The organism is Streptococcus sp. FDAARGOS_256 (assembly GCF_002289235.2).
Classification (GTDB): domain Bacteria; phylum Bacillota; class Bacilli; order Lactobacillales; family Streptococcaceae; genus Streptococcus.
This window is the reverse complement of sequence record NZ_NTGM02000001.1, coordinates 1,507,954-1,528,123: the sequence shown is the minus strand read 5'-3', so window position 1 is coordinate 1,528,123 and position 20,170 is coordinate 1,507,954. Positions and strand designations below refer to the sequence as shown.

Below are 20,170 nucleotides of genomic sequence, written 5' to 3'. Positions count from 1 at the left end.
GCCCTTTAATAAGGGCTAAGTGCATTTAGGAGGCTACACTTCAAATTCATAGAGTGCTGTAGACAAATAACGTTCGCCGTTATCTGGTGCTAAAGCAAGGACTTTCTTACCTGTACCTAATTTCTTGGCAACCTCAATTGCCCCGTAAATTGCTGCAGCTGAAGAAATCCCAACAAGGAAGCCTTCTTTTCCACCAATTTCACGTCCGAGTGCTAGAGCATCATCTGACGTTACGCGGACGATACCATCATAGGCCTTTGTATCAAGTGTTTCAGGAATAAATCCAGCTGAGATACCTTGAATTTTGTGAGGTCCTGGTTTTTCACCAGACAAGATAGCTGACTCGTCTGCCTCAACTGCATAAACTTGAATGTTTGAATTTGCTGCTTTAAGAGCGTGAGAAACACCTGAGATCGTTCCACCGGTGCCAACACCACCTACAAAAGCATCTAGTCCATCAGAACCGAAAGCAGCCAGTATTTCAGCTCCTGTTGTTCTTTCGTGTACTTCTGGATTAGCTGGATTATTAAATTGGAGTGGAAGGAAGCCGTCACGTTCAGCAGCGATTTCCTGAGCTTTAGCAATAGCCCCTTTCATTCCTTCGCTACCAGGAGTAAGAACGAGTTCAGCACCATAGGCTTGGATAATCTTACGTCGTTCCACACTCATCGTTTCAGGCATGACGATAACAACTTTATATCCTTTAGCGGCACCAACCCATGAAAGACCGATACCAGTGTTTCCACTCGTTGCTTCAACAATGGTAGCACCCGGTTTTAGAATACCATCTTGTTCCGCTTTTTCAATCATGCTAAGGGCAATACGGTCTTTTACTGACGAACCAGGGTTAAAAGCTTCTAGTTTAACATAGACATCTGCAGCACCCTCTGGAACAATGTTGTTAAGTTTAACAATCGGTGTTTGTCCAATAAGTTCAGTGATATTGTTATAAATAGCCATAGATATACCTCTTTGTATAAGATGATACTAGTATAACGCGCTTAAGGCTATTTGTAAAATATAGAAATCCTATCAAAGTGATAGGATTTTTTTATATCAAAGGTCTAAGTCATTAATTTTTAATCGATTGTGATAAGCCAATTCTAATAAATAGGTGTAAAGCGGAAGGATGTCCGCTTTTTTAGGGAATTCAAATTTATGGAAACTCAGATGCTCATTATGTGCTTTTAGAAAGACATTTTCTAAATAAGTGATCGTAATCTCACTATCATCTATACCTGCTCCAGCAGTTTCCATTTCAACGTTTACAATGTTCATCAAAAAGAGTGACTTAACAGACGTCTTGCGACCAGTAGCACCTTGCTTATCTGTAAAAATAATACGGATATTTGTAAAGATAATTGAATCGCGAATAAGTTTATATCCACTTTGAATTTCTTCATTCTCTAGTAGATATTGTCCATATTCTTTAATAAGAGTCTCTTTGTTTTCCTCGCTAAAGTTTCCAGCAAGTCCTTGAATAAATTTCCCAAACGCCATGTATTTCTCCTTTGTTTACACTAAGTTTACAGGAACTTCAACTTCTCGTAAATCTTGATCAGTTAAAGTGATTTTTCCATTAAAGAACTCAACAAGAGCGGCTTTGATATTTTCTTTCTCTTCCTTATCAACATAGATCATTGTAGCAATTTGATCTGTAAAGTTTGTATCCAGCTCCATGAGATGATGCTTTCTAAGGAAATTGCCATATTCTTGATACTGAGCGTAAGACATCTGAATGGCTATGCCAGCCTGTTCTTTGATTTCAATAATGCCAATTTCTTTGACAGCCAAGGCTACGCTACCTGCATAAGCACGAATCAAACCACCAGCACCTAGTTTGATGCCACCAAAGTAGCGGGTAACTACTACACAGACATTGGTAAGATTATGATTTTCTAAGACTCCGAGCATAGGGACTCCAGCAGTACCACTAGGTTCACCATCATCACTCGTACGTTTGATTTCACTGCGTTCTCCTACAATAAAAGCAGAGCAGTTATGGGTGGCTTTATAGTGTTCTTTTTTGATGGTAGTGATGAAGTCACGAGCCTCTTCTTCGCTATAAACACGCTTGACATGACAGATAAATCGGGATTTTTTGATTTCTTCTTGGATTTGTCCATCCTCTTTAATTGTTCTAAATTCCATGATTTAATTGTACTAAAAAAATACCTAAAGCGCTATATTTTTACGAATATTAAAGTATGAAAGTAAATCCAAATTACCTCGGTCGCTTGTTTACTGAGAAAGAATTAACGGAAGAAGAACGACAGGAAGCAGTGAATCTGCCAGCAATGAGAAAAGAGAAGGGGAAACTGTTTTGTCAACGTTGTAATAGTTTGATTCTAGAAGAATGGTATTTGCCTATTGGCGCCTACTATTGTAGGGAGTGTTTGCTGATGAAGAGAGTCAGGAGTGATCAAGCTTTATACTATTTTCCGCAGGAGAATTTTCCTAAGCAAGATGTTCTCAAATGGCGTGGTCAGTTAACCCCTTTTCAGGAAAAGGTATCAGAGGGGTTGATTCGAGCATTCGAAAAGAAAGAACCGACTTTAGTTCATGCTGTGACAGGAGCTGGAAAGACAGAGATGATTTATCAAGTTGTGGCCAAAGTGATTGATGATGGTGGTGCAGTTTGTTTGGCCAGTCCTCGAATTGATGTATGTTTAGAACTGTATAAGCGACTGCAGAATGACTTTGCTTGCGATATAGCGCTACTCCATGGCGAATCAGAGCCCTATTTTCGAACTCCCCTAGTAATTGCAACAACTCATCAGTTATTAAAATTTTATCATGCTTTTGATTTGTTGATAGTGGATGAGGTAGATGCCTTTCCTTATGTTGACAACACTATGCTCTACTATGCTGTAAAGAATAGTGTAAAGGAGGATGGATTGAGGATATTCCTTACAGCAACTTCTACAGATGAGTTAGATAGGAAGGTTCGCACAGGAGAATTAAAACGATTAAGCTTGCCGAGACGGTTTCATGGAAATCCTTTGATTATTCCTAAACCAGTCTGGTTATCGGATTTTAATCACTGTTTAGAGAAAAATCAATTGTCAACTAAGTTAAAGACTTATATTGAGAAACAGAGAAGAACAGGTTATCCCTTACTGATTTTTGCATCAGAGATTAAGAAAGGCGAAAAACTAAAAGAAATACTACAGGTGCATTTCCCAGATGAGAATATCGGTTTTGTATCTTCTATCACAGAAGACCGATTAGAGCAAGTGCAAGCTTTTCGAGATGGAGAATTAACAATACTGATCAGTACGACAATATTGGAACGCGGAGTCACCTTCCCTTGTGTGGATGTTTTCGTAGTAGAAGCTAATCATCGACTCTTTACCAAGTCTAGCTTGATTCAGATTGGTGGTCGAGTTGGACGTAGCATGGACAGACCAACTGGTGAGTTGCTCTTCTTTCATGATGGGTTAAATGCTTCCATCAAGAAGGCAATCAAGGAAATCAAGCATATGAATAAGGAGGCGGGATTATGAACTGTTTACTATGTGGCCAGACTACAAAGAGTGAGCTGACTTTTAGCAGTCTCTTCCTTTTGAAGGATGACTGCAGTTATCTTTGTTCAGATTGTGCTTCTAGTTTTGAGAAGATTGGTGAGAATTATTGCCCAAACTGTATGAAAACAGCTATGTCAACTAAGTGTCAAGATTGTAAACTTTGGTGTAAAGAAGGAATTCGGGTTGATCATAAGGCAATCTTTACCTATAATCAAGCTATGAAAGACTTTTTCAGTCGATATAAGTTTGATGGGGATTTTCTACTTAGAAAGGTTTTTGCTTCTGTTCTTGCTGAGGAGCTGAAAAAGTATAGAGGTTATCAATTTGTTGTAATTCCCCTAAGCCCTGAAAGATTGCTTGAGAGGGGGTTTAACCAAGTCGAGGGTTTGGTTGAGGCAGCAGGCTTTTCTTTTAAAGATATATTAGGAAAAAGAGAAGAGAGTGCTAGTTCTTCTAAAAGCCGTTTGGAAAGGTTAGCTACTGAAATTCCATTTTTTATTAAAGATGGGATCTCACTTCCTAAGAAGATTTTGCTGATTGATGACATCTATACAACAGGGGCAACTGTGAATCGTGTAAAACGACTTTTGGAAGAAGCGGGTGCTTTGGAAGTTAAAACTTTTTCCCTTGTAAGATGAGGAAAAAATTTGCAAAATGAAAATGAAAGCGTTATAATATAGTTAGAAAAACAAAAATGTTTAGAAAGAAGGTACTTATATGATTAAATATAGTATCCGTGGTGAAAACCTAGAAGTAACAGAAGCAATTCGTGATTATGTAGTTTCTAAACTCGAAAAGATCGAAAAGTATTTTCAACCTGAGCAGGAGTTGGATGCACGTGTGAACTTGAAAGTTTACCGTGAAAAAACAGCAAAGGTTGAAGTAACAATTCCGCTTGGATCTATCACTCTTCGTGCTGAAGATATTTCTCAAGATATGTATGGTTCTATCGATCTTGTAACAGATAAAATTGAACGTCAGATTCGTAAAAATAAAACTAAAATCGAACGTAAGAATAAAAACAAAGTTGCGACAAGTCAACTCTTTACAGACGCTCTAGTTGAAGATGCAAATGTTGTGCAACCAAAAGTCGTTCGTTCAAAACAAATTGATTTGAAGCCAATGGATTTAGAAGAAGCTCTTCTCCAAATGGATTTATTGGGACATGATTTCTTTATCTATGTAGATGTAGAAGATCAAACAACTAATGTTTTGTATCGCCGTGAAGATGGTGAAGTTGGTTTGTTAGAAGTGAAAGAATCATAAAATAGAATTTTTAAAGTGGTTTACACCAGTGTAAACCACTTTTGTATTGCATTATTATAAAAGGTATAAACGGGGGCAGTTATGAAAGACGTGGTGATTGTTTCGGCAGTACGAACTCCAATAGGCTCCTTTGGAGGAATTTTGAAGGATGTTTCAGCTGTTGATTTGGGAGCTTTGGTTATTAAGAGTGCTTTGGAAAAAGCCAATGTCAAACCAGAGCAGGTAGACGAAGTGATTATGGGGAATGTACTGGGTGCTGGTTTAGGTCAAAACGTAGCTCGTCAAATGAGCGTTCATGCAGGACTCCCTGAATTTACACCAGCCTTTACTATCAACAAGGTTTGTGGTTCCGGTTTGAAGGCCGTGCAGTTGGCTGCTCAAGCGATTCGATGTGGCGATGCAGATATTATCGTAGCTGGTGGTGCAGAAAACATGAGTCAGGCTCCATACGTTTTGCCAAGTTTCCGTTGGGGCGGCCGTATGGGTGATTCGAAAGTTGTTGATACCATGCTCAAGGATGGTTTGTCTGATGCCTTTAACGAATACCATATGGGAATTACAGCCGAGAATGTGGCTGAAGAATATGGTGTCAGTCGAGAAGAGCAAGATGCTCTTGCTTTAGAGTCACAAAAACGAGCAGTTGCAGCTATAGAATCTGGTCGCTTTAAAGAAGAGATTATTCCAGTTGTCATTCCTCAACGCAAAGGCGATCCTATCGTTTTTGATACAGATGAATATCCTAGAAAAGATGCTAGCTTGGAGAGTTTGTCTAAGCTAGGTCCTGTTTTCAAAAAAGACGGTTCTGTCACAGCGGGAAATGCTTCAGGAATCAATGACGGGGCAGCAGCTGTCTTAATCATGAGTGCTGAAAAAGCTGAAGAATTAGGCCTTTCAGTGATTGCCCGCATTCGTTCGTATGCAAGTGCAGGTTTGGATCCTAAGATGATGGGATGTGGACCGATTTATGCGACTCGCAAGGCTCTTGAAAAAGGCAATTTGACAGTTGAAGATCTCGACTTGATTGAGTCAAATGAAGCCTTTGCTGCCCAGGCTTGTGCAGTTGGTAAAACACTTGGTTTCAACACAGATATTGTCAACGTCAATGGTGGCGCCATTGCTCTTGGTCACCCAATTGGGGCTTCCGGTTGCCGTATCCTAGTAACGCTGGTACATGAGATGATGAAACGTGATGCTAAAACTGGGTTAGCAACTCTCTGTATCGGAGGAGGGATGGGGACTGCCCTTATCGTGGAACGTTAGGTGTTAGTGATCTGAACACGTGGGTAGGAGGGTGATGATTCCCTCCTCTTTTTGTGTCTGAAGTTAGAGAAATCAATCATGAAAGAAAGGCTTGCATCTTTTAAAAGGTCGCTTTTTAAGGGTTTTTGTGATATAATAATGCGCAAGAGGTTTAGAATGAAAAAAAATAATTTAATCCCGTTTTCTGCAGTCTTGCTAGGACTTGCAACTTTCGGAATCTTAACTTTGCTGATTATTTTTTCACATAATCTTGCTGTAACAATCACTGTTTTGTTTTTATTTGTACTACTTTATTTGCTTTTATTCGTTTGGCAAAAAAAACAGTATGAAAAGAGCGAAATTGAACAAATCCAATATGTAAATCACCAAGCCGAAAATAGCTTGAGTACTTTGCTTGATCAAATGCCGGTGGGAGTCCTGAAATTAGACTTATCAAGCGGAGAAGTGGAATGGTTTAATCCCTATGCTGAGCTGATTTTAACTACTGAAGAAGGGGAAATTGATGTTGAGTTAATTCAAACCATCATCAAGGCTTCTGTTGGGAATCCAGGTTCGTATGCTACCTTGGGCGAAACACGATATGCTGTCCATATGGACAAGGCTTCAGGTGTTTTGTATTTCTTTGATGTTTCTGGAGAGTACGAAGCAACTGTTGAATTGGTAACTAGTCGTCCAGTCATTGGAGTCATCTCGGTAGATAACTATGATGATTTGGAGGATGCGACATCTGACTCAGATATCAGTCATATCAATAGTTTTGTAGCCAATTTTGTTTCAGAATTTGCTAGTAAGTATGCTATGTTTTCTCGCCGTGTGGGGATGGATCGTTTTTATGTATTCACAGATTACACGGTACTAGAGGAATTGATGAATGATAAATTCTCCGTTATTGATACTTTCCGAGAAGAATCAAAACAGAGGCATCTACCCCTAACTTTAAGTATGGGATTTTCTTATGGTGATGGAAACCATGAAGAGATAGGGAAAATTGCCTTGCTCAACTTGAACTTAGCAGAAGTTCGCGGTGGTGACCAGGTGGTGGTCAAGGAAAATAACGAAACCAAGAATCCTGTCTACTTTGGTGGAGGGACTGCTGCATCTATCAAACGTACTCGTACACGTACCAGAGCCATGATGACAGCCATTTCTGATAAGATTCGAAGTGTTGACCAAGTTTTTGTAGTCGGTCATAAAAATCTAGATATGGATGCTTTGGGCTCTGCTGTTGGTATGCAGTTGTTTGCAAGTAATATTATTGAGAACAGTTATGCTGTCTATGATGCAGACCATATGCCAGCAGATATCGAACGTGCTATTCAGTTCTTGAAGAAGGAAGATGTCACGAAGCTTTTATCTCTTACAGATGCGATGAAGTTAGTTACAAACCGTTCATTATTGATTCTGGTGGATCATTCCAAGACGGCTTTGACTTTGTCAAAAGATTTTTATGATTTGTTCACTCAAACTATTGTTATTGACCATCATAGACGTGATCAGGATTTCCCTGAGAATGCAGTCATCACCTATATTGAAAGTGGGGCAAGTAGTGCCAGTGAGTTGGTAACAGAATTGATTCAGTTCCAAAATTCTAAGAAGAATCGTTTGAGTCGTATGCAGGCCAGTGTTTTGATGGCTGGTATGATGCTGGATACCAAGAATTTCACATCTCGCGTGACGAGCCGAACCTTTGATGTGGCTAGCTATCTGAGAACACGGGGAAGTGACAGTATTGCTATCCAGGAGATTGCTGCGACAGATTTTGAAGAGTACCGTGAGGTAAATGAACTCATTTTACAAGGTCGTAAGTTAGGTTCAGATATCTTGATTGCCCAAGCTAAGGACTCAATGTCTTATGACACAGTTGTTATCAGTAAAGCTGCCGATGCTATGTTGGCTATGTCTGGTATTGAAGCCAGCTTCGTTCTAGCAAAAAATACACAAGGATTTATCTCTATCTCGGCTCGAAGTCGTAGTAAAATCAATGTGCAACGCATTATGGAAGAGTTGGGTGGTGGAGGTCACTTTAATCTAGCTGCCGCGCAAATCGAGGATATGAGTTTGTCGGAAGCAGGAGAAAAATTGACTCAACTAATCTTGGAAGAACTAAAGGAAAAGGAGAAAGAAGAATGAAAGTAATCTTTTTAGCAGATGTTAAAGGAAAAGGGAAGACAGGCGAAATTAAGGAAGTACCAACTGGCTACGCTCAAAACTTCCTGATTAAAAAGAATTTGGCCAAGGAAGCAACTGCTCAAGCAGTGGGTGAGTTGCGTGGAAAACAAAAATCAGAAGAAAAGGCTCATGCTGAAATGATTGCTGAAGCAAAAGCCATCAAGGCTAAGCTTGAGGCAGAAGAAACAGTTGTAGAGTTTGTTGAAAAGGTTGGACCAGATGGCCGTACATTTGGTTCCATCACTAACAAGAAAATTGCAGAAGAATTGCAAAAGCAGTTTGGTATTAAGATTGATAAACGCAATATTCAAGTGCAAGCACCAATTCGAGCAGTAGGTTTGATTGATGTACCAGTGAAGATCTATCAAGATGTCACAAGTGTCATCAATCTTCGTGTAAAAGAAGGTTAAGTTTACAACCTCTTGACAAGATTGTAAAAGGAAGGAAAGTTGGATGGCAGAAGTAGAGGAACTGCGAGTTCAACCTCAGGATATTTTAGCAGAACAATCTGTTCTGGGGGCTATTTTTATAGATGAGAGTAAGCTCGTTTTTGTCCGAGAATACATTGATTCTCGTGACTTCTTTAAGTATGCTCATCGGTTGATTTTCCAAGCGATGGTAGATTTGTCGGATCGTGGGGAAGCGATTGATGCGACGACGGTTCGAACGATTTTGGATAGCCAAGGCGATCTCCAAAATATTGGTGGCTTGTCTTATCTTGTTGAAATTGTCAACTCTGTACCAACTTCAGCCAATGCAGAATATTACGCTAAAATTGTAGCCGAAAAGGCTATGCTTCGTCGCTTGATTTCCAAGTTGACAGAGTCTGTCAACCAAGCTTATGAGGCTTCTAAGCCTGCAGATGAAATCATCGCTCAGGCTGAAAAGGGACTCATTGATGTTAGCGAAAACGCCAATCGTAGTGGGTTCAAGAACATCCGAGATATTCTAAATATCAACTTTGGGAACCTAGAAGTTCGGTCACAACAAACTACGGATATCACTGGTATTGCAACGGGTTACCGTGATTTGGACCATATGACGACAGGTCTCCATGAGGAGGAATTAATTATTCTAGCGGCGCGACCAGCGGTTGGTAAGACGGCCTTTGCTTTGAACATTGCTCAGAACATTGGGACTAAGTTGGACAAGACGGTTGCCATCTTTTCACTGGAAATGGGTGCGGAAAGTCTAGTAGACCGTATGTTGGCGGCCGAAGGATTAGTGGAGTCCCATTCTATCCGTACAGGTCAATTGACTGATGAGGAATGGCAAAAGTATACCATTGCCCAAGGGAACCTAGCCAACGCGAGTATCTATATTGATGATACGCCAGGGATTCGGATCACGGAAATTCGTTCGCGGTCACGCAAACTGGCTCAAGAAACGGGCAATCTAGGATTGATTTTGATAGACTACCTACAGCTTATTACAGGGACTGGTCGTGAGAACCGCCAACAAGAAGTCTCTGAAATTTCTCGTCAGTTGAAAATTCTAGCCAAGGAATTAAAGGTTCCAGTCATTGCTCTCAGTCAGCTATCTCGTGGAGTGGAACAGCGTCAGGATAAGAGACCAGTCTTGTCTGATATTCGTGAATCGGGTTCTATCGAGCAGGATGCGGATATCGTAGCTTTTCTATACCGTGACGACTACTACGATCGTGCGGGTGAAGAAGAGGAAGGAATTCCAAATAACAAGGTTGAGGTTATCATCGAGAAAAACCGTAGTGGAGCTCGTGGAACGGTGGAATTGATTTTCCAAAAAGAATACAATAAATTTTCAAGTATCTCAAAGAGGGAGGCATAAGATGTCAGATGCATTTACAGATGTAGCCAAGATGAAAAAAATCAAAGAAGAGATCAAGGCGCATGAGGGACAAGTCGTTGAAATGACTTTGGAGAATGGCCGTAAGCGCCAAAAAAATAGATTGGGTAAGCTAATTGAGGTTTATCCATCTCTATTTATCGTTGAATTTGGGGATGTTGAAGGAGACAAACAAGCCAATGTCTATGTTGAATCCTTCACCTACTCAGATATCTTGACAGAAAAGAACTTGATTCGCTATCTAGACTAAGAATCCTAAAATGAAGTGAGCTTTGCTCACTTTTTTCTTTTTCTCCCGAATAGTATAAACGAGGGGAACCTCGGAAATTTATATTATTAAGGAGAATGAATGACGTTTTTTAAATCAGGAGTTAAGAAGAGTAGATGTACTCAGTTGAGTGTAGGGCTGGCTACTTTGTTTGTTACAAGTACCTTTTTGTTTGGTGGAGAATCGGTTCAAGCTGATAGTGTAGCGCGTGGAGATGACTATCCGCTTCACTACAAAAATGGTAGTGTTGAAATCGATCAGTGGCGGATGTATTCTCGCCAGTGTACCTCTTTTGCGGCCTTTCGTTTGAGTAGTGTAAATGGCTTTGAGATTCCTCCTGCCTATGGAAATGCAAATGAATGGGGACATCGTGCAAGGCGAGAAGGCTACCGTGTGGATACTAAGCCAGAAGTTGGGGCTATTGCTTGGTCGACAGAAGGTTATTATGGGCACGTGGCCTGGGTATCAAATGTGTCGGGGGATACGATTGAAATCGAAGAGTATAACTATGGGGTTCGAGAAAAGTATAACCGTCGAAAAGTCAAGGCTAGTTCGATGACAGGTTTTATTCATTTCAGGGATTTATCCGCTAACCATAGTGTGAGTGAGGGTTCTCATAACTCAGAGCTTCCGTCCAGCGGGACAATAGTATTCACGGGGAAATCGCCTATTATGGACCAACCGTCAAGCACAGGACAGGTTATTGACTACTATTATGCTGGTGAGAGTGTGAGTTATGATCAGGTTATTGAAAAGGATGGTTATAAGTGGCTCGGCTATCTATCCTACAGTGGTGCTAGAAGATATGTGCAGTATGCAGAGTTAATCAATACAGTGAAAGGCTGGAAAAAAGAAGGAGGGAGTTGGTATTACCGAGAGAATGGTAAGCTAGCGACAGGATGGAAAAAAGTTAATGGCAATTGGTATCATTTAAAAGAAAATGGGGCCATGTCAACTGGCTGGGTTAAGGATGGCTCTCACTGGTATTATCTAAAGGCTTCGGGTGAGATGCAGACGGGATGGGTTAAAGACAAGGGAACTTGGTATTACTTAGAGGAATCTGGTCGGATGAAAGCTAGTCAATGGTTCCAAGTCTCGGGTAAACACTACTATGTCGATGCTTCGGGAGCCTTAGCTGTTAATACGATTATTGATGGCTATAGACTCAACAGTGATGGGGCAAGAATAGGAAGTGTCTCTTAAACATCATACAGGCTTTCTTCTTGTTCATAAAATTTTAAAATGGATATCGAATTAGTTGACGTTCTTTAAATAGTATAATATAATAACATTAAAAACTATAAAAGGGGCTTTGTCTAATGGACAAGAAGAAAGTTATTTTAACAAGTTTAGCAAGTGCAGCTGTATTGGGTGCTAGTGTACTCGTTTCACAGCCTTCAGTAGTTAAGGCAGATGAAGGGAAAGCAGAAGAGCAGGCAGTTGTTCCTGCACAACCACAAGCTGGAACAGAAGGGGAGAGCGGTGCTCAAACTGAAAAGGGATCAGAAAACGCTAGTCCAGCTAATCCTGGTGCGACAAATCCAGCTAAGATGACCAAAGAAGAGTTGATGAAGGCTTTGGATGAACTTGAGGAACAGGCTATTAGTGATATTGAGGATAAGGAAGCAATTGAGGACAAAGAGGCTGCAACTGAAGCTGTGAAGGAATATATCGGTAAGATGTATATTTCAGACACTCTTGAGTCTGGAGAGCTCAGCCTAGATAATATCATCGCTGAATTGCCAGAAGGTGCAGAAGATAAGGCTGTGGTAACAGGTCCTGAAGCTCAAACTAATAAAAAATTATCTACTGAGGAGAAGGCTCTACTAGACCAGGCTGAAAAAGATGCCAAAGAACAAGTTTCTCAAGCGACGGATGCTCTGGTTCAAGCCCTAGAATCTCTTGAAAATGCTGTAATTGAAGATATTAAAAAAGACGCTTCAATCACCGATAAAGAAACGGCCATCAAAGAAGCCAAAGAAGAGATCGGTAAAGAAGACCTTTTGAAGGCTATCGCAGATGAGGATTTGGAGATTGGTGATGTTATTGTAGACTGGCCAGCAGATACGAGCGAGCACAAAACAGTAGTTGAACCTGTATCAGAATTCACAGATGAAGACCAAGCTAAGTTAGACGAAGCTGATAAAGAGGCTCAGGTTGATGTAGCTAAAGTTCGCTCAGATTTAAGCGCTACCCTAGAAAAAATTGAAAGAGAGACAATCGACGACATCAACAAAGATGCCACTATCACTGATAAGGAAGCAGCGATCAAGGCAGCTAAAGAAGTGATTGGCAAGGACGGCATCTTGAAAGCTATCGAAGAAGGTGACATTGATGCGTCAGATTTGTTAGATGATTTCTTGGCAGAAGACAGCGATCAGGTGACACCGGCCGAAGTGAAGAGCCAAGAAGATTTCTCAAGTCAAGACCAAGCTAAACTGGCTGCAGCCGACAAGGAAGCAGCAGAAGAGGCAGCCAAAGTTCGCTCAGAATTGCTTTCAACTCTTGAAGGAATCGAAAAATCAACCATCGAAGACATCAACAAAGACGCCACTATCACTGATAAGGAAGCGGCGATTAAGGCAGCTAAAGAAGTGATTGGCAAAGATGCTATCCTGAAAGCCATTGAAGAAGGTGACATCGAAGCGTCCGACTTGTTAGACGATTTCTTAGCAGAAGACAGTGATCAGGTGACACCGGTCGAAGAGATGAGCCAAGAAGATTTCTCAAGTCAGGACCAAGCTAAACTGGCTGCAGCGGACAAGGAAGCGGCGGAAGAGGCAGCCAAAGTTCGCTCAGATTTAATCGCTACCTTAGAAAAAATTGAAAAATCAACCATCGATGATATCAACAAGGATGCCACTATCACTGATAAGGAAGCTGCGATTAAGGCAGCTAAAGAAGTGATTGGCAAGGATGCTATCTTGAAAGCCATTGAAGAAGGCGACATTGATGCCTCAGACTTGTTGGCAGATTTTTTGGCAGAAGATAGTGATCAGGTGACACCGGCCGAAGCAAAAACTCAATCTCAACTTTCTGACCAGGACCAAGCAAAACTCGCTGCGGCAGATAAGGAAGCGGCAGAAGAAAATAGTAATGCGAAAAAACTTGAGCTAAGTAAATTAGAAGAGCAAGTTGCTAAGATTAAAGCGCAATTATCAAGTTTACAAGTTTCTGGTGACAAGAATAGTCAAGTAAAAGACTTGCAACAAGCTTTAGTAGACTATGAGGATGCTATTAAGTCTCTAAGTAGTGTCATGTCGGCTGTTCTTGAAATTGAAGACTTTAAAGGTGGGGTGAACGCAGTGGAAGCTGCAACTGCAGAGTTGCCAGAATACAACAAAGGTGCAAATGCGGTAGAAGCTGCTGTAAATGAACTCCCAGCCTATGCAGAAAGTGGCGCACCAGTCGTAGCGAACGTTCCAGCTTACGGAGAAAGCGGTGCCCCAATAGTAAACAATGCTCTGCCTTATGCAGAAAGTGGCGCACCAGCCGTAGCGAATGTTCCAGCCTATGCAGAAAGCGGTGCCCCAGCCCTAGCAAATGTTCCAGTTTATGCAGAAAGTGGTGCTCCGGCAGTAGCGACTGTTCCAGTTTATGCAGAAAGCGGTGCTCCAGCAGTAGCGAATGTCCCAGTTTATGCAGAAAGTGGTGCTCCAGCAGTAGCCAATATTCCAGCCTACGCTGAAAAGATTGAACCAGCAGTAAACGAAGTTCCAGAATACACTGGCAGTGTAGCTCCTTTGGCTACAAGCCCTACTTTTGGAACTGAACAAGATCGTACCTACAAAGCGCCTGCAGCAACAGATGAGCAACTCCTTCCAAATACAGGAAGCCAAGATGCTTCAGCAGTTGCATCGCTAGGATTTATTGGTCTCCTTCTTGGTTTGCTACCATTTGCAAAGAGAAAATTGAACAAATAAATCGCATGAAATCAATAAAAGAAAAGGATTTGAATAGTCCTTTTCTTTTTTATGGTGAAATAGGGACAAGTCCACGTTTTTCAGCTCTTTCCGATGGTATTTTTCCTTGCTTTCCTTTATAATGGGTGTATGAACAAGAAAAAATTATTATTAATTGATGGATCTTCTGTTGCTTTTCGAGCTTTTTTTGCGCTCTATCAGCAGTTGGATCGTTTTAAAAATGCTAATGGCCTTCATACCAATGCAATCTATGGCTTTCAACTCATGTTGAATCATGTCTTGGAGCGGGTTGAGCCCAGTCATGTTTTGGTAGCCTTTGATGCAGGCAAGACGACTTTCCGAACAGAGATGTATGCAGACTACAAGGGTGGCCGTGCTAAAACTCCAGATGAGTTTCGTGAGCAATTTCCCTTCATTCGTGAGTTGTTAGACCACCTTGGGATTCGCCATTATGAGTTGGCCCAGTATGAAGCCGATGATATCATCGGGACCCTAGGTCGCTTGGCTGAGCAGGATTCTTTTGATGTGACTATCGTCAGTGGAGACAAGGATTTGATCCAGTTGACGGATGAGCATACGGTGGTTGAGATTTCCAAGAAAGGTGTGGCTGAGTTTGAGGCTTTTACGCCAGACTATCTCATGGAAAAGATGGGCCTCACACCAGCTCAGTTCATTGATCTTAAGGCTCTTATGGGGGATAAGTCTGATAATATCCCTGGCGTCACGAAAATCGGTGAAAAGACGGGTATCAAGCTCTTGCTGGAGCATGGTTCGCTTGAGGGTATTTATGAAAATATTGATGGGATGAAGGCTTCTAAGATGAAGGAAAATCTCATCAATGACAAGGAACAGGCCTTTTTATCGAAAACACTAGCGACCATTGAGACTCAGGCACCAATTGAGATTGGACTAGACGATTTGGTCTATAATGGCCCAGATGTGGAAAATCTTGGGAAATTCTACGATGAGATGGGCTTCAAACAGCTCAAACAAGCTTTAAATATTTCATCGACAGATGTGCCTGAAAGTTTGGATTTCGCCATCGTTGACCACGTCAGTCAAGACATGCTGAGTGCCGACTCTATCTTCCACTTTGAACTCTTTGGTGAAAATTACCATACAGATGATTTGGTTGGTTTTGCCTGGTCCTGTGGGGATAAACTTTACACTACAGATAAACTTGAGCTCTTGCAGGAGCCGATTCTCAAGGATTTTCTAGAAAAAACACCTCTGAAAGTGTATGACTTTAAAAAAGCTAAGGTTCTCTTAAATCGCTTGGGTTTGAACCTCCAGGCACCTGCTTTTGACAGTCGCTTGGCAAAATACTTACTCTCAACAGTCGAGAACAATGAAATCTCAACCATTGCGAATCTCTACGGTCAAACATACTTGGTCGATGATGAGACTTTCTACGGTAAGGGGGTCAAGAAAGCTATCCCTGAGAGAGAGAAATTCTTGGAGCACTTGGCTCGCAAGGTTGCTGTATTGGTTGAGACGGAGCCGGTTTTACTTGAAAAACTCAGTGAACATGGACAGTTAGACCTTCTCTATGACATGGAGCAACCTCTGGCTTTTGTCCTTGCTAAGATGGAAATTGCTGGGATCAAGGTCAAAAAAGAAACCCTACTTGAAATGCAGGCTGAAAATGAGGTCGTCATTGAGCAACTCACTCAAGAGATTTACGAACTGGCTGGTGAGGAGTTTAATATCAATTCACCTAAGCAGTTAGGCGTCCTTCTCTTTGAAAAGCTTGGTCTGCCTCTAGAATACACCAAGAAAACCAAGACAGGTTACTCGACAGCCATGGATGTGCTTGAGCGACTAGCTCCTATTGCTCCGATTGTTAAAAAAATCCTCGACTACCGTCAGATTGCTAAGATTCAATCTACCTATGTGATTGGCTTGCAGGACTGGATTTTGGATGATGGTAAGATCCACACGCGCTATGTGCAAGATTTGACTCAGACTGGGCGTTTGTCTAGTGTGGATCCAAACTTGCAAAATATTCCTGTACGTTTGGAGCAAGGTCGTCTCATTCGTAAGGCTTTTGTTCCTGAGTGGGAGGATAGTGTGTTGCTCAGCTCGGACTATTCACAGATTGAATTGCGCGTTTTGGCTCATATTTCTAAAGATGAGCACTTAATTAAGGCTTTCCAAGAAGGAGCTGACATCCATACTTCAACGGCCATGCGGGTCTTTGGCATTGAACGTCCTGAAGATGTGACTCCAAACGACCGTCGTAATGCCAAGGCGGTAAACTTTGGAGTGGTTTACGGGATTTCAGATTTTGGTTTGGCAAACAATCTTGGTATTAGTCGTAAGAAGGCCAAAGCCTACATTGACACTTACTTTGAACGTTTTCCTGGAATCAAAAACTATATGGAAGAAGTGGTACGTGAAGCGCGTGATAAGGGATATGTAGAGACCCTCTTCAAGCGTCGTCGTGAGTTACCAGATATCAATTCGCGTAACTTCAACATTCGTGGTTTTGCAGAGCGGACTGCCATCAACTCTCCTATCCAGGGTTCGGCAGCAGATATTCTTAAGATTGCTATGATTCAGCTAGATAAGGCTCTAGTTGAAGGTGGCTATCAGACCAAGATGCTGTTGCAAGTGCATGATGAAATCGTCCTTGAGGTTCCGAAATCAGAACTAGCAGTCGTTAAAGTTTTAGTGAAACAAACCATGGAAGAAGCCATCCAGCTCAGTGTTCCACTCATTGCTGATGAGAATGAAGGAGCAACCTGGTACGAGGCTAAATAAGAAAGTTATGAAAGAGTTTGAAGCATTTGCCTTCAAACTCTTTTTCATAGGTTTCTGTAAGCAGTTTCCTTGACTTTTACTAGTATTTGCGTTACTATATTTCCATATAAGATATGGGAGTCTGTGTACAGTCTGAGAGGAAGTGTTAAACTTCGACCGCACCTGATCTGGGTAATGCCAGCGTAGGGAACGATACTTAGCCGAATTCTGCACCTTTTCCATATATGGAAGAGGTTTTCTTTTTGTCAAAGGGAAACCTGAGAAAAGGAGGTTTTTATGAAAGCAAGCATTGCCTTGCAAGTCTTGCCCCTATCACAGGGGATTAATCGAATTGCTATTATCGATCAGGTTATTGCTTATCTGCAGGCGCAGTCCGTGACCATGGTGGTGACACCTTTTGAAACGGTCTTGGAAGGGGAGTTTGATGAGCTCATGCGTATTCTCAAAGACGCGCTAGAAGTGGCAGGGCAGGAAGCAGATAATGTCTTTGCCAATGTCAAAATAAATGTAGGAGAAATTTTAAGTATTGATGAGAAACTTGAAAAGTATACTGAGACGACATATTAGTCTATTGGGTTTTCTAGGAGTCTTGTCAATCTGGCAGTTAGCAGGAATATTCAAACTTTTACCCAAGTTTATCCTACCAACTCCCTTTGAAATTCTCCAGGCCTTTGTTCGTGACAGAGAATTTCTCTGGCACCATAGCTGGGCGACCTTGAGAGTGGCTTTGCTAGGTCTAGTCTTGGGAGTCTTGATTGCCTGTATCATGGCGGTGCTTATGGACAGTCTGACTTGGCTCAATGATCTTATCTACCCTATGATGGTGGTTGTTCAGACCATTCCGACCATTGCTATAGCCCCTATCCTGGTCTTGTGGCTAGGCTATGGAATTTTGCCCAAGATTGTCTTGATTATCCTGACGACAACCTTCCCTATCATCGTCAGTATTTTGGATGGATTTAGGCATTGTGACAAGGATATGCTGACCTTGTTTAGTCTGATGCGAGCCAAGCCCTGGCAAATCCTGTGGCATTTTAAAATCCCGGTCAGCCTGCCTTACTTTTATGCAGGTCTGAGGGTCAGTGTCTCCTACGCCTTTATCACAACCGTGGTGTCCGAGTGGCTAGGAGGTTTTGAAGGTCTTGGTGTTTATATGATTCAGTCTAAAAAACTGTTTCAGTATGATACCATGTTTGCCATTATTATTCTGGTGTCGATTATCAGCCTTTTGGGTATGAAGTTGGTCGATATTAGTGAAAAATATGTGATTAAATGGAAACGTCCCTAAGATAAGGATGTTTTAGAAAAAGAAAAGAGGAAATGAAGATGAAGAAAACATGGAAAGTGTTTTTAACGCTTGTGACAGCTCTTGTAGCTGTCGTGCTGGTGGCTTGTGGTCAAGGGACTGCTTCTAAGGACAATAAAGAAGCAGAACTCAAGAAGATTGACTTTATCCTAGACTGGACGCCAAATACTAACCACACAGGGCTTTATGTTGCTAAGGAAAAAGGTTATTTCAAAGAAGCTGGAGTGGATGTTGACTTGAAATTGCCACCAGAAGAAAGCTCATCTGACTTGGTGATCAATGGCAAGGCACCATTTGCCATCTATTTCCAAGACTACATGGCTAAAAAATTGGAAAAAGGAGCAGGAATCACTGCCGTTGCTGCTATCGTAGAACATAATACATCAGGAATCATCTCTCGTAAATCTGACAATGTTAGCAGTCCAAAGGACTTGGTTGGGAAGAAATACGGTACTTGGAATGATCCAACGGAGCTAGCTATGTTGAAAACATTAGTAGAATCACAAGGTGGAGACTTTGAGAAGGTCGAAAAAGTACCAAACAACGACTCAAACTCGATCACACCGATTGCCAATGGCGTCTTTGACACTGCTTGGATCTACTACGGTTGGGATGGTATCCTTGCCAAATCGCAAGGCGTAGATGCTAACTTCATGTACTTGAAAGACTATGTCAAGGAGTTTGACTACTACTCACCAGTTATCATCGCAAATAACGACTATCTAAAAGACAACAAAGAAGAAGCTCGCAAAGTCATCCAAGCTATCAAAAAAGGCTACCAATATGCTATGGAACACCCAGAAGAAGCTGCAGATATTCTCATCAAGAATGCACCTGAACTCAAGGAAAAACGTGACTTTGTCATCGAATCTCAAAAATACTTGTCAAAAGAATACGCAAGCGACAAGGAAAAATGGGGACAATTTGACGCAGCTCGCTGGAATGCTTTCTACAAATGGGATAAAGAAAATGGTATCCTTAAAGAAGATTTGACAGACAAAGGCTTCACTAACGAATTTGTAAAATAATGACAGAAATTAGACTAGAACACGTAAGCTATGCCTATGGCGATGAAAAGATTTTAGAAGATATCAACCTGCAGGTGACTTCAGGTGAAGTAGTTTCTATCCTGGGACCTAGTGGTGTTGGGAAGACCACCCTATTTAACCTAATCGCTGGGATTTTAGAAGTCCAGTCTGGGCGAATTATCCTTGATAGCGAGGCAAATCCTAAGGGGCGCGTGAGTTATATGTTGCAAAAGGATCTCCTCTTGGAGCACAAGACAGTGCTTGGCAATATCATACTGCCCCTCTTGATTCAAAAGGTGGATAAGGCAGAGGCTATTGCCCGAGCGGATGACATCCTTGCGACCTTCCAGTTGACAGCGGTACGGGACAAGTATCCTCACGAACTCAGCGGAGGGATGCGCCAGCGTGTAGCCTTGCTTCGGACCTATCTTTTTGGGCACAAGCTCTTTCTCTTGGATGAGGCCTTTAGCGCCTTGGATGAGATGACCAAGATGGAACTTCATGCTTGGTATCTGGAAATTCACAAACAGCTACAGCTGACGACCCTCATCATCACGCATAGTATCGAAGAGGCCCTCAATCTCAGCGACCGCATCTATATCTTGAAAAATCGTCCTGGGCAGATTGTTTCAGAAATTAAACTAGATTGGTCTGGAGACGAGGACAAGGAAGTCCAAAAGATTGCCTACAAACGACAAATATTAGCAGAATTGGGATTAAATACGTAGCCTTTTAGGAAATTAGAATATATTAAATACAAGCGAAATCCTTGCTTGTATTTTTTATTTCAAAGCTGATGAACATGCATGATTAGGCTTAATATTTAAAGAAATGGT

At 41.5% G+C, this 20,170-nt stretch carries 18 protein-coding genes and 1 riboswitch; of the genes, 15 read left to right on the top strand and 3 right to left on the bottom strand.

The genetic code is table 11. From position 1 onward, the window contains the following. Nucleotides 1–33 precede the first annotated feature (33 nt). From cysK to A6J84_RS07535, 3 genes are all read right to left on the bottom strand, one after another. Nucleotides 34–960 (bottom strand): cysteine synthase A, encoded by a 927-nt coding sequence (cysK, locus tag A6J84_RS07545; protein WP_001029449.1) that lies wholly within the window; start codon nt 958–960, stop codon nt 34–36. A gap of 96 nt (nt 961–1,056) precedes the next feature. Further along, complete coding sequence (locus A6J84_RS07540; RefSeq protein WP_095726356.1) at nt 1,057–1,500, bottom strand: PH domain-containing protein; 444 nt, start codon at nt 1,498–1,500, stop codon at nt 1,057–1,059. Nucleotides 1,501–1,515: 15 nt separating this feature from the next. After that, a complete protein-coding gene (locus A6J84_RS07535; RefSeq protein ID WP_084880319.1) occupies nt 1,516–2,151 on the bottom strand; it encodes a YigZ family protein in 636 nt (211 codons plus the stop codon). Between the two features lie 56 nt (nt 2,152–2,207). Here A6J84_RS07535 and A6J84_RS07530 point away from each other — a divergent pair, with 56 nt between their 5' ends. From A6J84_RS07530 to A6J84_RS07460, 15 genes are all read left to right on the top strand, one after another. After that, on the top strand, nt 2,208–3,506 hold the full coding sequence (locus tag A6J84_RS07530; RefSeq protein ID WP_084922192.1) for a DEAD/DEAH box helicase: 1,299 nt from the start codon (nt 2,208–2,210) through the stop codon (nt 3,504–3,506). After that, the gene (locus A6J84_RS07525) at nt 3,503–4,165 is read left to right on the top strand and encodes a ComF family protein (protein WP_084880321.1); all 663 of its coding nucleotides are present in this window, start codon (nt 3,503–3,505) and stop codon (nt 4,163–4,165) included. Before A6J84_RS07530 ends, A6J84_RS07525 begins: the two co-directional genes overlap by 4 nt. A 79-nt stretch (nt 4,166–4,244) precedes the next feature. Then, nucleotides 4,245–4,793, top strand: coding sequence for a ribosome hibernation-promoting factor, HPF/YfiA family (gene hpf, locus A6J84_RS07520; protein WP_000599111.1), 549 nt, complete (start codon nt 4,245–4,247; stop codon nt 4,791–4,793). Between the two features lie 81 nt (nt 4,794–4,874). Beyond that, complete coding sequence (locus tag A6J84_RS07515) at nt 4,875–6,053, top strand: acetyl-CoA C-acetyltransferase (protein WP_063645821.1); 1,179 nt, start codon at nt 4,875–4,877, stop codon at nt 6,051–6,053. 156 nt (nt 6,054–6,209) lie between these two features. Then, nucleotides 6,210–8,183 (top strand): DHH family phosphoesterase, encoded by a 1,974-nt coding sequence (locus A6J84_RS07510; protein ID WP_095726355.1) that lies wholly within the window; start codon nt 6,210–6,212, stop codon nt 8,181–8,183. Beyond that, on the top strand, nt 8,180–8,632 hold the full coding sequence (gene rplI, locus A6J84_RS07505) for a 50S ribosomal protein L9 (RefSeq protein WP_095726354.1): 453 nt from the start codon (nt 8,180–8,182) through the stop codon (nt 8,630–8,632). The genes A6J84_RS07510 and rplI overlap by 4 nt, the downstream gene beginning before the upstream one ends. A 43-nt stretch (nt 8,633–8,675) precedes the next feature. Then, the gene (gene dnaB, locus A6J84_RS07500; RefSeq protein ID WP_000852476.1) at nt 8,676–10,028 is read left to right on the top strand and encodes a replicative DNA helicase; all 1,353 of its coding nucleotides are present in this window, start codon (nt 8,676–8,678) and stop codon (nt 10,026–10,028) included. Nucleotide 10,029: 1 nt separating this feature from the next. Further along, the gene (locus A6J84_RS07495) at nt 10,030–10,296 is read left to right on the top strand and encodes a Veg family protein (RefSeq protein WP_001278165.1); all 267 of its coding nucleotides are present in this window, start codon (nt 10,030–10,032) and stop codon (nt 10,294–10,296) included. A 99-nt stretch (nt 10,297–10,395) separates the two neighbouring features. Next, the gene (locus A6J84_RS07490) at nt 10,396–11,517 is read left to right on the top strand and encodes a CHAP domain-containing protein (RefSeq protein WP_095726353.1); all 1,122 of its coding nucleotides are present in this window, start codon (nt 10,396–10,398) and stop codon (nt 11,515–11,517) included. A gap of 116 nt (nt 11,518–11,633) precedes the next feature. After that, a complete protein-coding gene (locus A6J84_RS07485) occupies nt 11,634–14,237 on the top strand; it encodes an SIALI-17 repeat-containing surface protein (protein WP_095726352.1) in 2,604 nt (867 codons plus the stop codon). 129 nt (nt 14,238–14,366) lie between these two features. Continuing rightward, nucleotides 14,367–17,000 carry a DNA polymerase I gene (polA, locus tag A6J84_RS07480; RefSeq protein ID WP_095726351.1) on the top strand — a complete coding sequence of 878 codons (2,634 nt, stop codon included), beginning with the start codon at nt 14,367–14,369 and terminating at the stop codon, nt 16,998–17,000. Between the two features lie 103 nt (nt 17,001–17,103). Beyond that, nucleotides 17,104–17,206, top strand: a riboswitch (TPP riboswitch). A 70-nt stretch (nt 17,207–17,276) separates the two neighbouring features. Next, on the top strand, nt 17,277–17,567 hold the full coding sequence (locus A6J84_RS07475; RefSeq protein WP_000647687.1) for an MTH1187 family thiamine-binding protein: 291 nt from the start codon (nt 17,277–17,279) through the stop codon (nt 17,565–17,567). Then, nucleotides 17,530–18,288 (top strand): ABC transporter permease, encoded by a 759-nt coding sequence (locus A6J84_RS07470; protein ID WP_001245135.1) that lies wholly within the window; start codon nt 17,530–17,532, stop codon nt 18,286–18,288. The genes A6J84_RS07475 and A6J84_RS07470 overlap by 38 nt, the downstream gene beginning before the upstream one ends. Before the next feature lie 38 nt (nt 18,289–18,326). Continuing rightward, a complete protein-coding gene (locus A6J84_RS07465; protein WP_000754537.1) occupies nt 18,327–19,334 on the top strand; it encodes an ABC transporter substrate-binding protein in 1,008 nt (335 codons plus the stop codon). Beyond that, nucleotides 19,334–20,062, top strand: coding sequence for an ABC transporter ATP-binding protein (locus tag A6J84_RS07460; protein WP_000136201.1), 729 nt, complete (start codon nt 19,334–19,336; stop codon nt 20,060–20,062). The genes A6J84_RS07465 and A6J84_RS07460 overlap by 1 nt, the downstream gene beginning before the upstream one ends. Nucleotides 20,063–20,170 lie beyond the last annotated feature (108 nt).

What these genes read in the sequence shown, in the direction of transcription:
- cysK (WP_001029449.1), bottom strand. Translation starts at nt 960, where the DNA reads ATGGCTATTTATAACAATATCACTGAACTTATTGGACAAACACCGATT.
- A6J84_RS07540 (WP_095726356.1), bottom strand. Translation starts at nt 1,500, where the DNA reads ATGGCGTTTGGGAAATTTATTCAAGGACTTGCTGGAAACTTTAGCGAG.
- A6J84_RS07535 (WP_084880319.1), bottom strand. Translation starts at nt 2,151, where the DNA reads ATGGAATTTAGAACAATTAAAGAGGATGGACAAATCCAAGAAGAAATC.
- A6J84_RS07530 (WP_084922192.1), top strand. Translation starts at nt 2,208, where the DNA reads ATGAAAGTAAATCCAAATTACCTCGGTCGCTTGTTTACTGAGAAAGAA.
- A6J84_RS07525 (WP_084880321.1), top strand. Translation starts at nt 3,503, where the DNA reads ATGAACTGTTTACTATGTGGCCAGACTACAAAGAGTGAGCTGACTTTT.
- hpf (WP_000599111.1), top strand. Translation starts at nt 4,245, where the DNA reads ATGATTAAATATAGTATCCGTGGTGAAAACCTAGAAGTAACAGAAGCA.
- A6J84_RS07515 (WP_063645821.1), top strand. Translation starts at nt 4,875, where the DNA reads ATGAAAGACGTGGTGATTGTTTCGGCAGTACGAACTCCAATAGGCTCC.
- A6J84_RS07510 (WP_095726355.1), top strand. Translation starts at nt 6,210, where the DNA reads ATGAAAAAAAATAATTTAATCCCGTTTTCTGCAGTCTTGCTAGGACTT.
- rplI (WP_095726354.1), top strand. Translation starts at nt 8,180, where the DNA reads ATGAAAGTAATCTTTTTAGCAGATGTTAAAGGAAAAGGGAAGACAGGC.
- dnaB (WP_000852476.1), top strand. Translation starts at nt 8,676, where the DNA reads ATGGCAGAAGTAGAGGAACTGCGAGTTCAACCTCAGGATATTTTAGCA.
- A6J84_RS07495 (WP_001278165.1), top strand. Translation starts at nt 10,030, where the DNA reads ATGTCAGATGCATTTACAGATGTAGCCAAGATGAAAAAAATCAAAGAA.
- A6J84_RS07490 (WP_095726353.1), top strand. Translation starts at nt 10,396, where the DNA reads ATGACGTTTTTTAAATCAGGAGTTAAGAAGAGTAGATGTACTCAGTTG.
- A6J84_RS07485 (WP_095726352.1), top strand. Translation starts at nt 11,634, where the DNA reads ATGGACAAGAAGAAAGTTATTTTAACAAGTTTAGCAAGTGCAGCTGTA.
- polA (WP_095726351.1), top strand. Translation starts at nt 14,367, where the DNA reads ATGAACAAGAAAAAATTATTATTAATTGATGGATCTTCTGTTGCTTTT.
- A6J84_RS07475 (WP_000647687.1), top strand. Translation starts at nt 17,277, where the DNA reads ATGAAAGCAAGCATTGCCTTGCAAGTCTTGCCCCTATCACAGGGGATT.
- A6J84_RS07470 (WP_001245135.1), top strand. Translation starts at nt 17,530, where the DNA reads ATGAGAAACTTGAAAAGTATACTGAGACGACATATTAGTCTATTGGGT.
- A6J84_RS07465 (WP_000754537.1), top strand. Translation starts at nt 18,327, where the DNA reads ATGAAGAAAACATGGAAAGTGTTTTTAACGCTTGTGACAGCTCTTGTA.
- A6J84_RS07460 (WP_000136201.1), top strand. Translation starts at nt 19,334, where the DNA reads ATGACAGAAATTAGACTAGAACACGTAAGCTATGCCTATGGCGATGAA.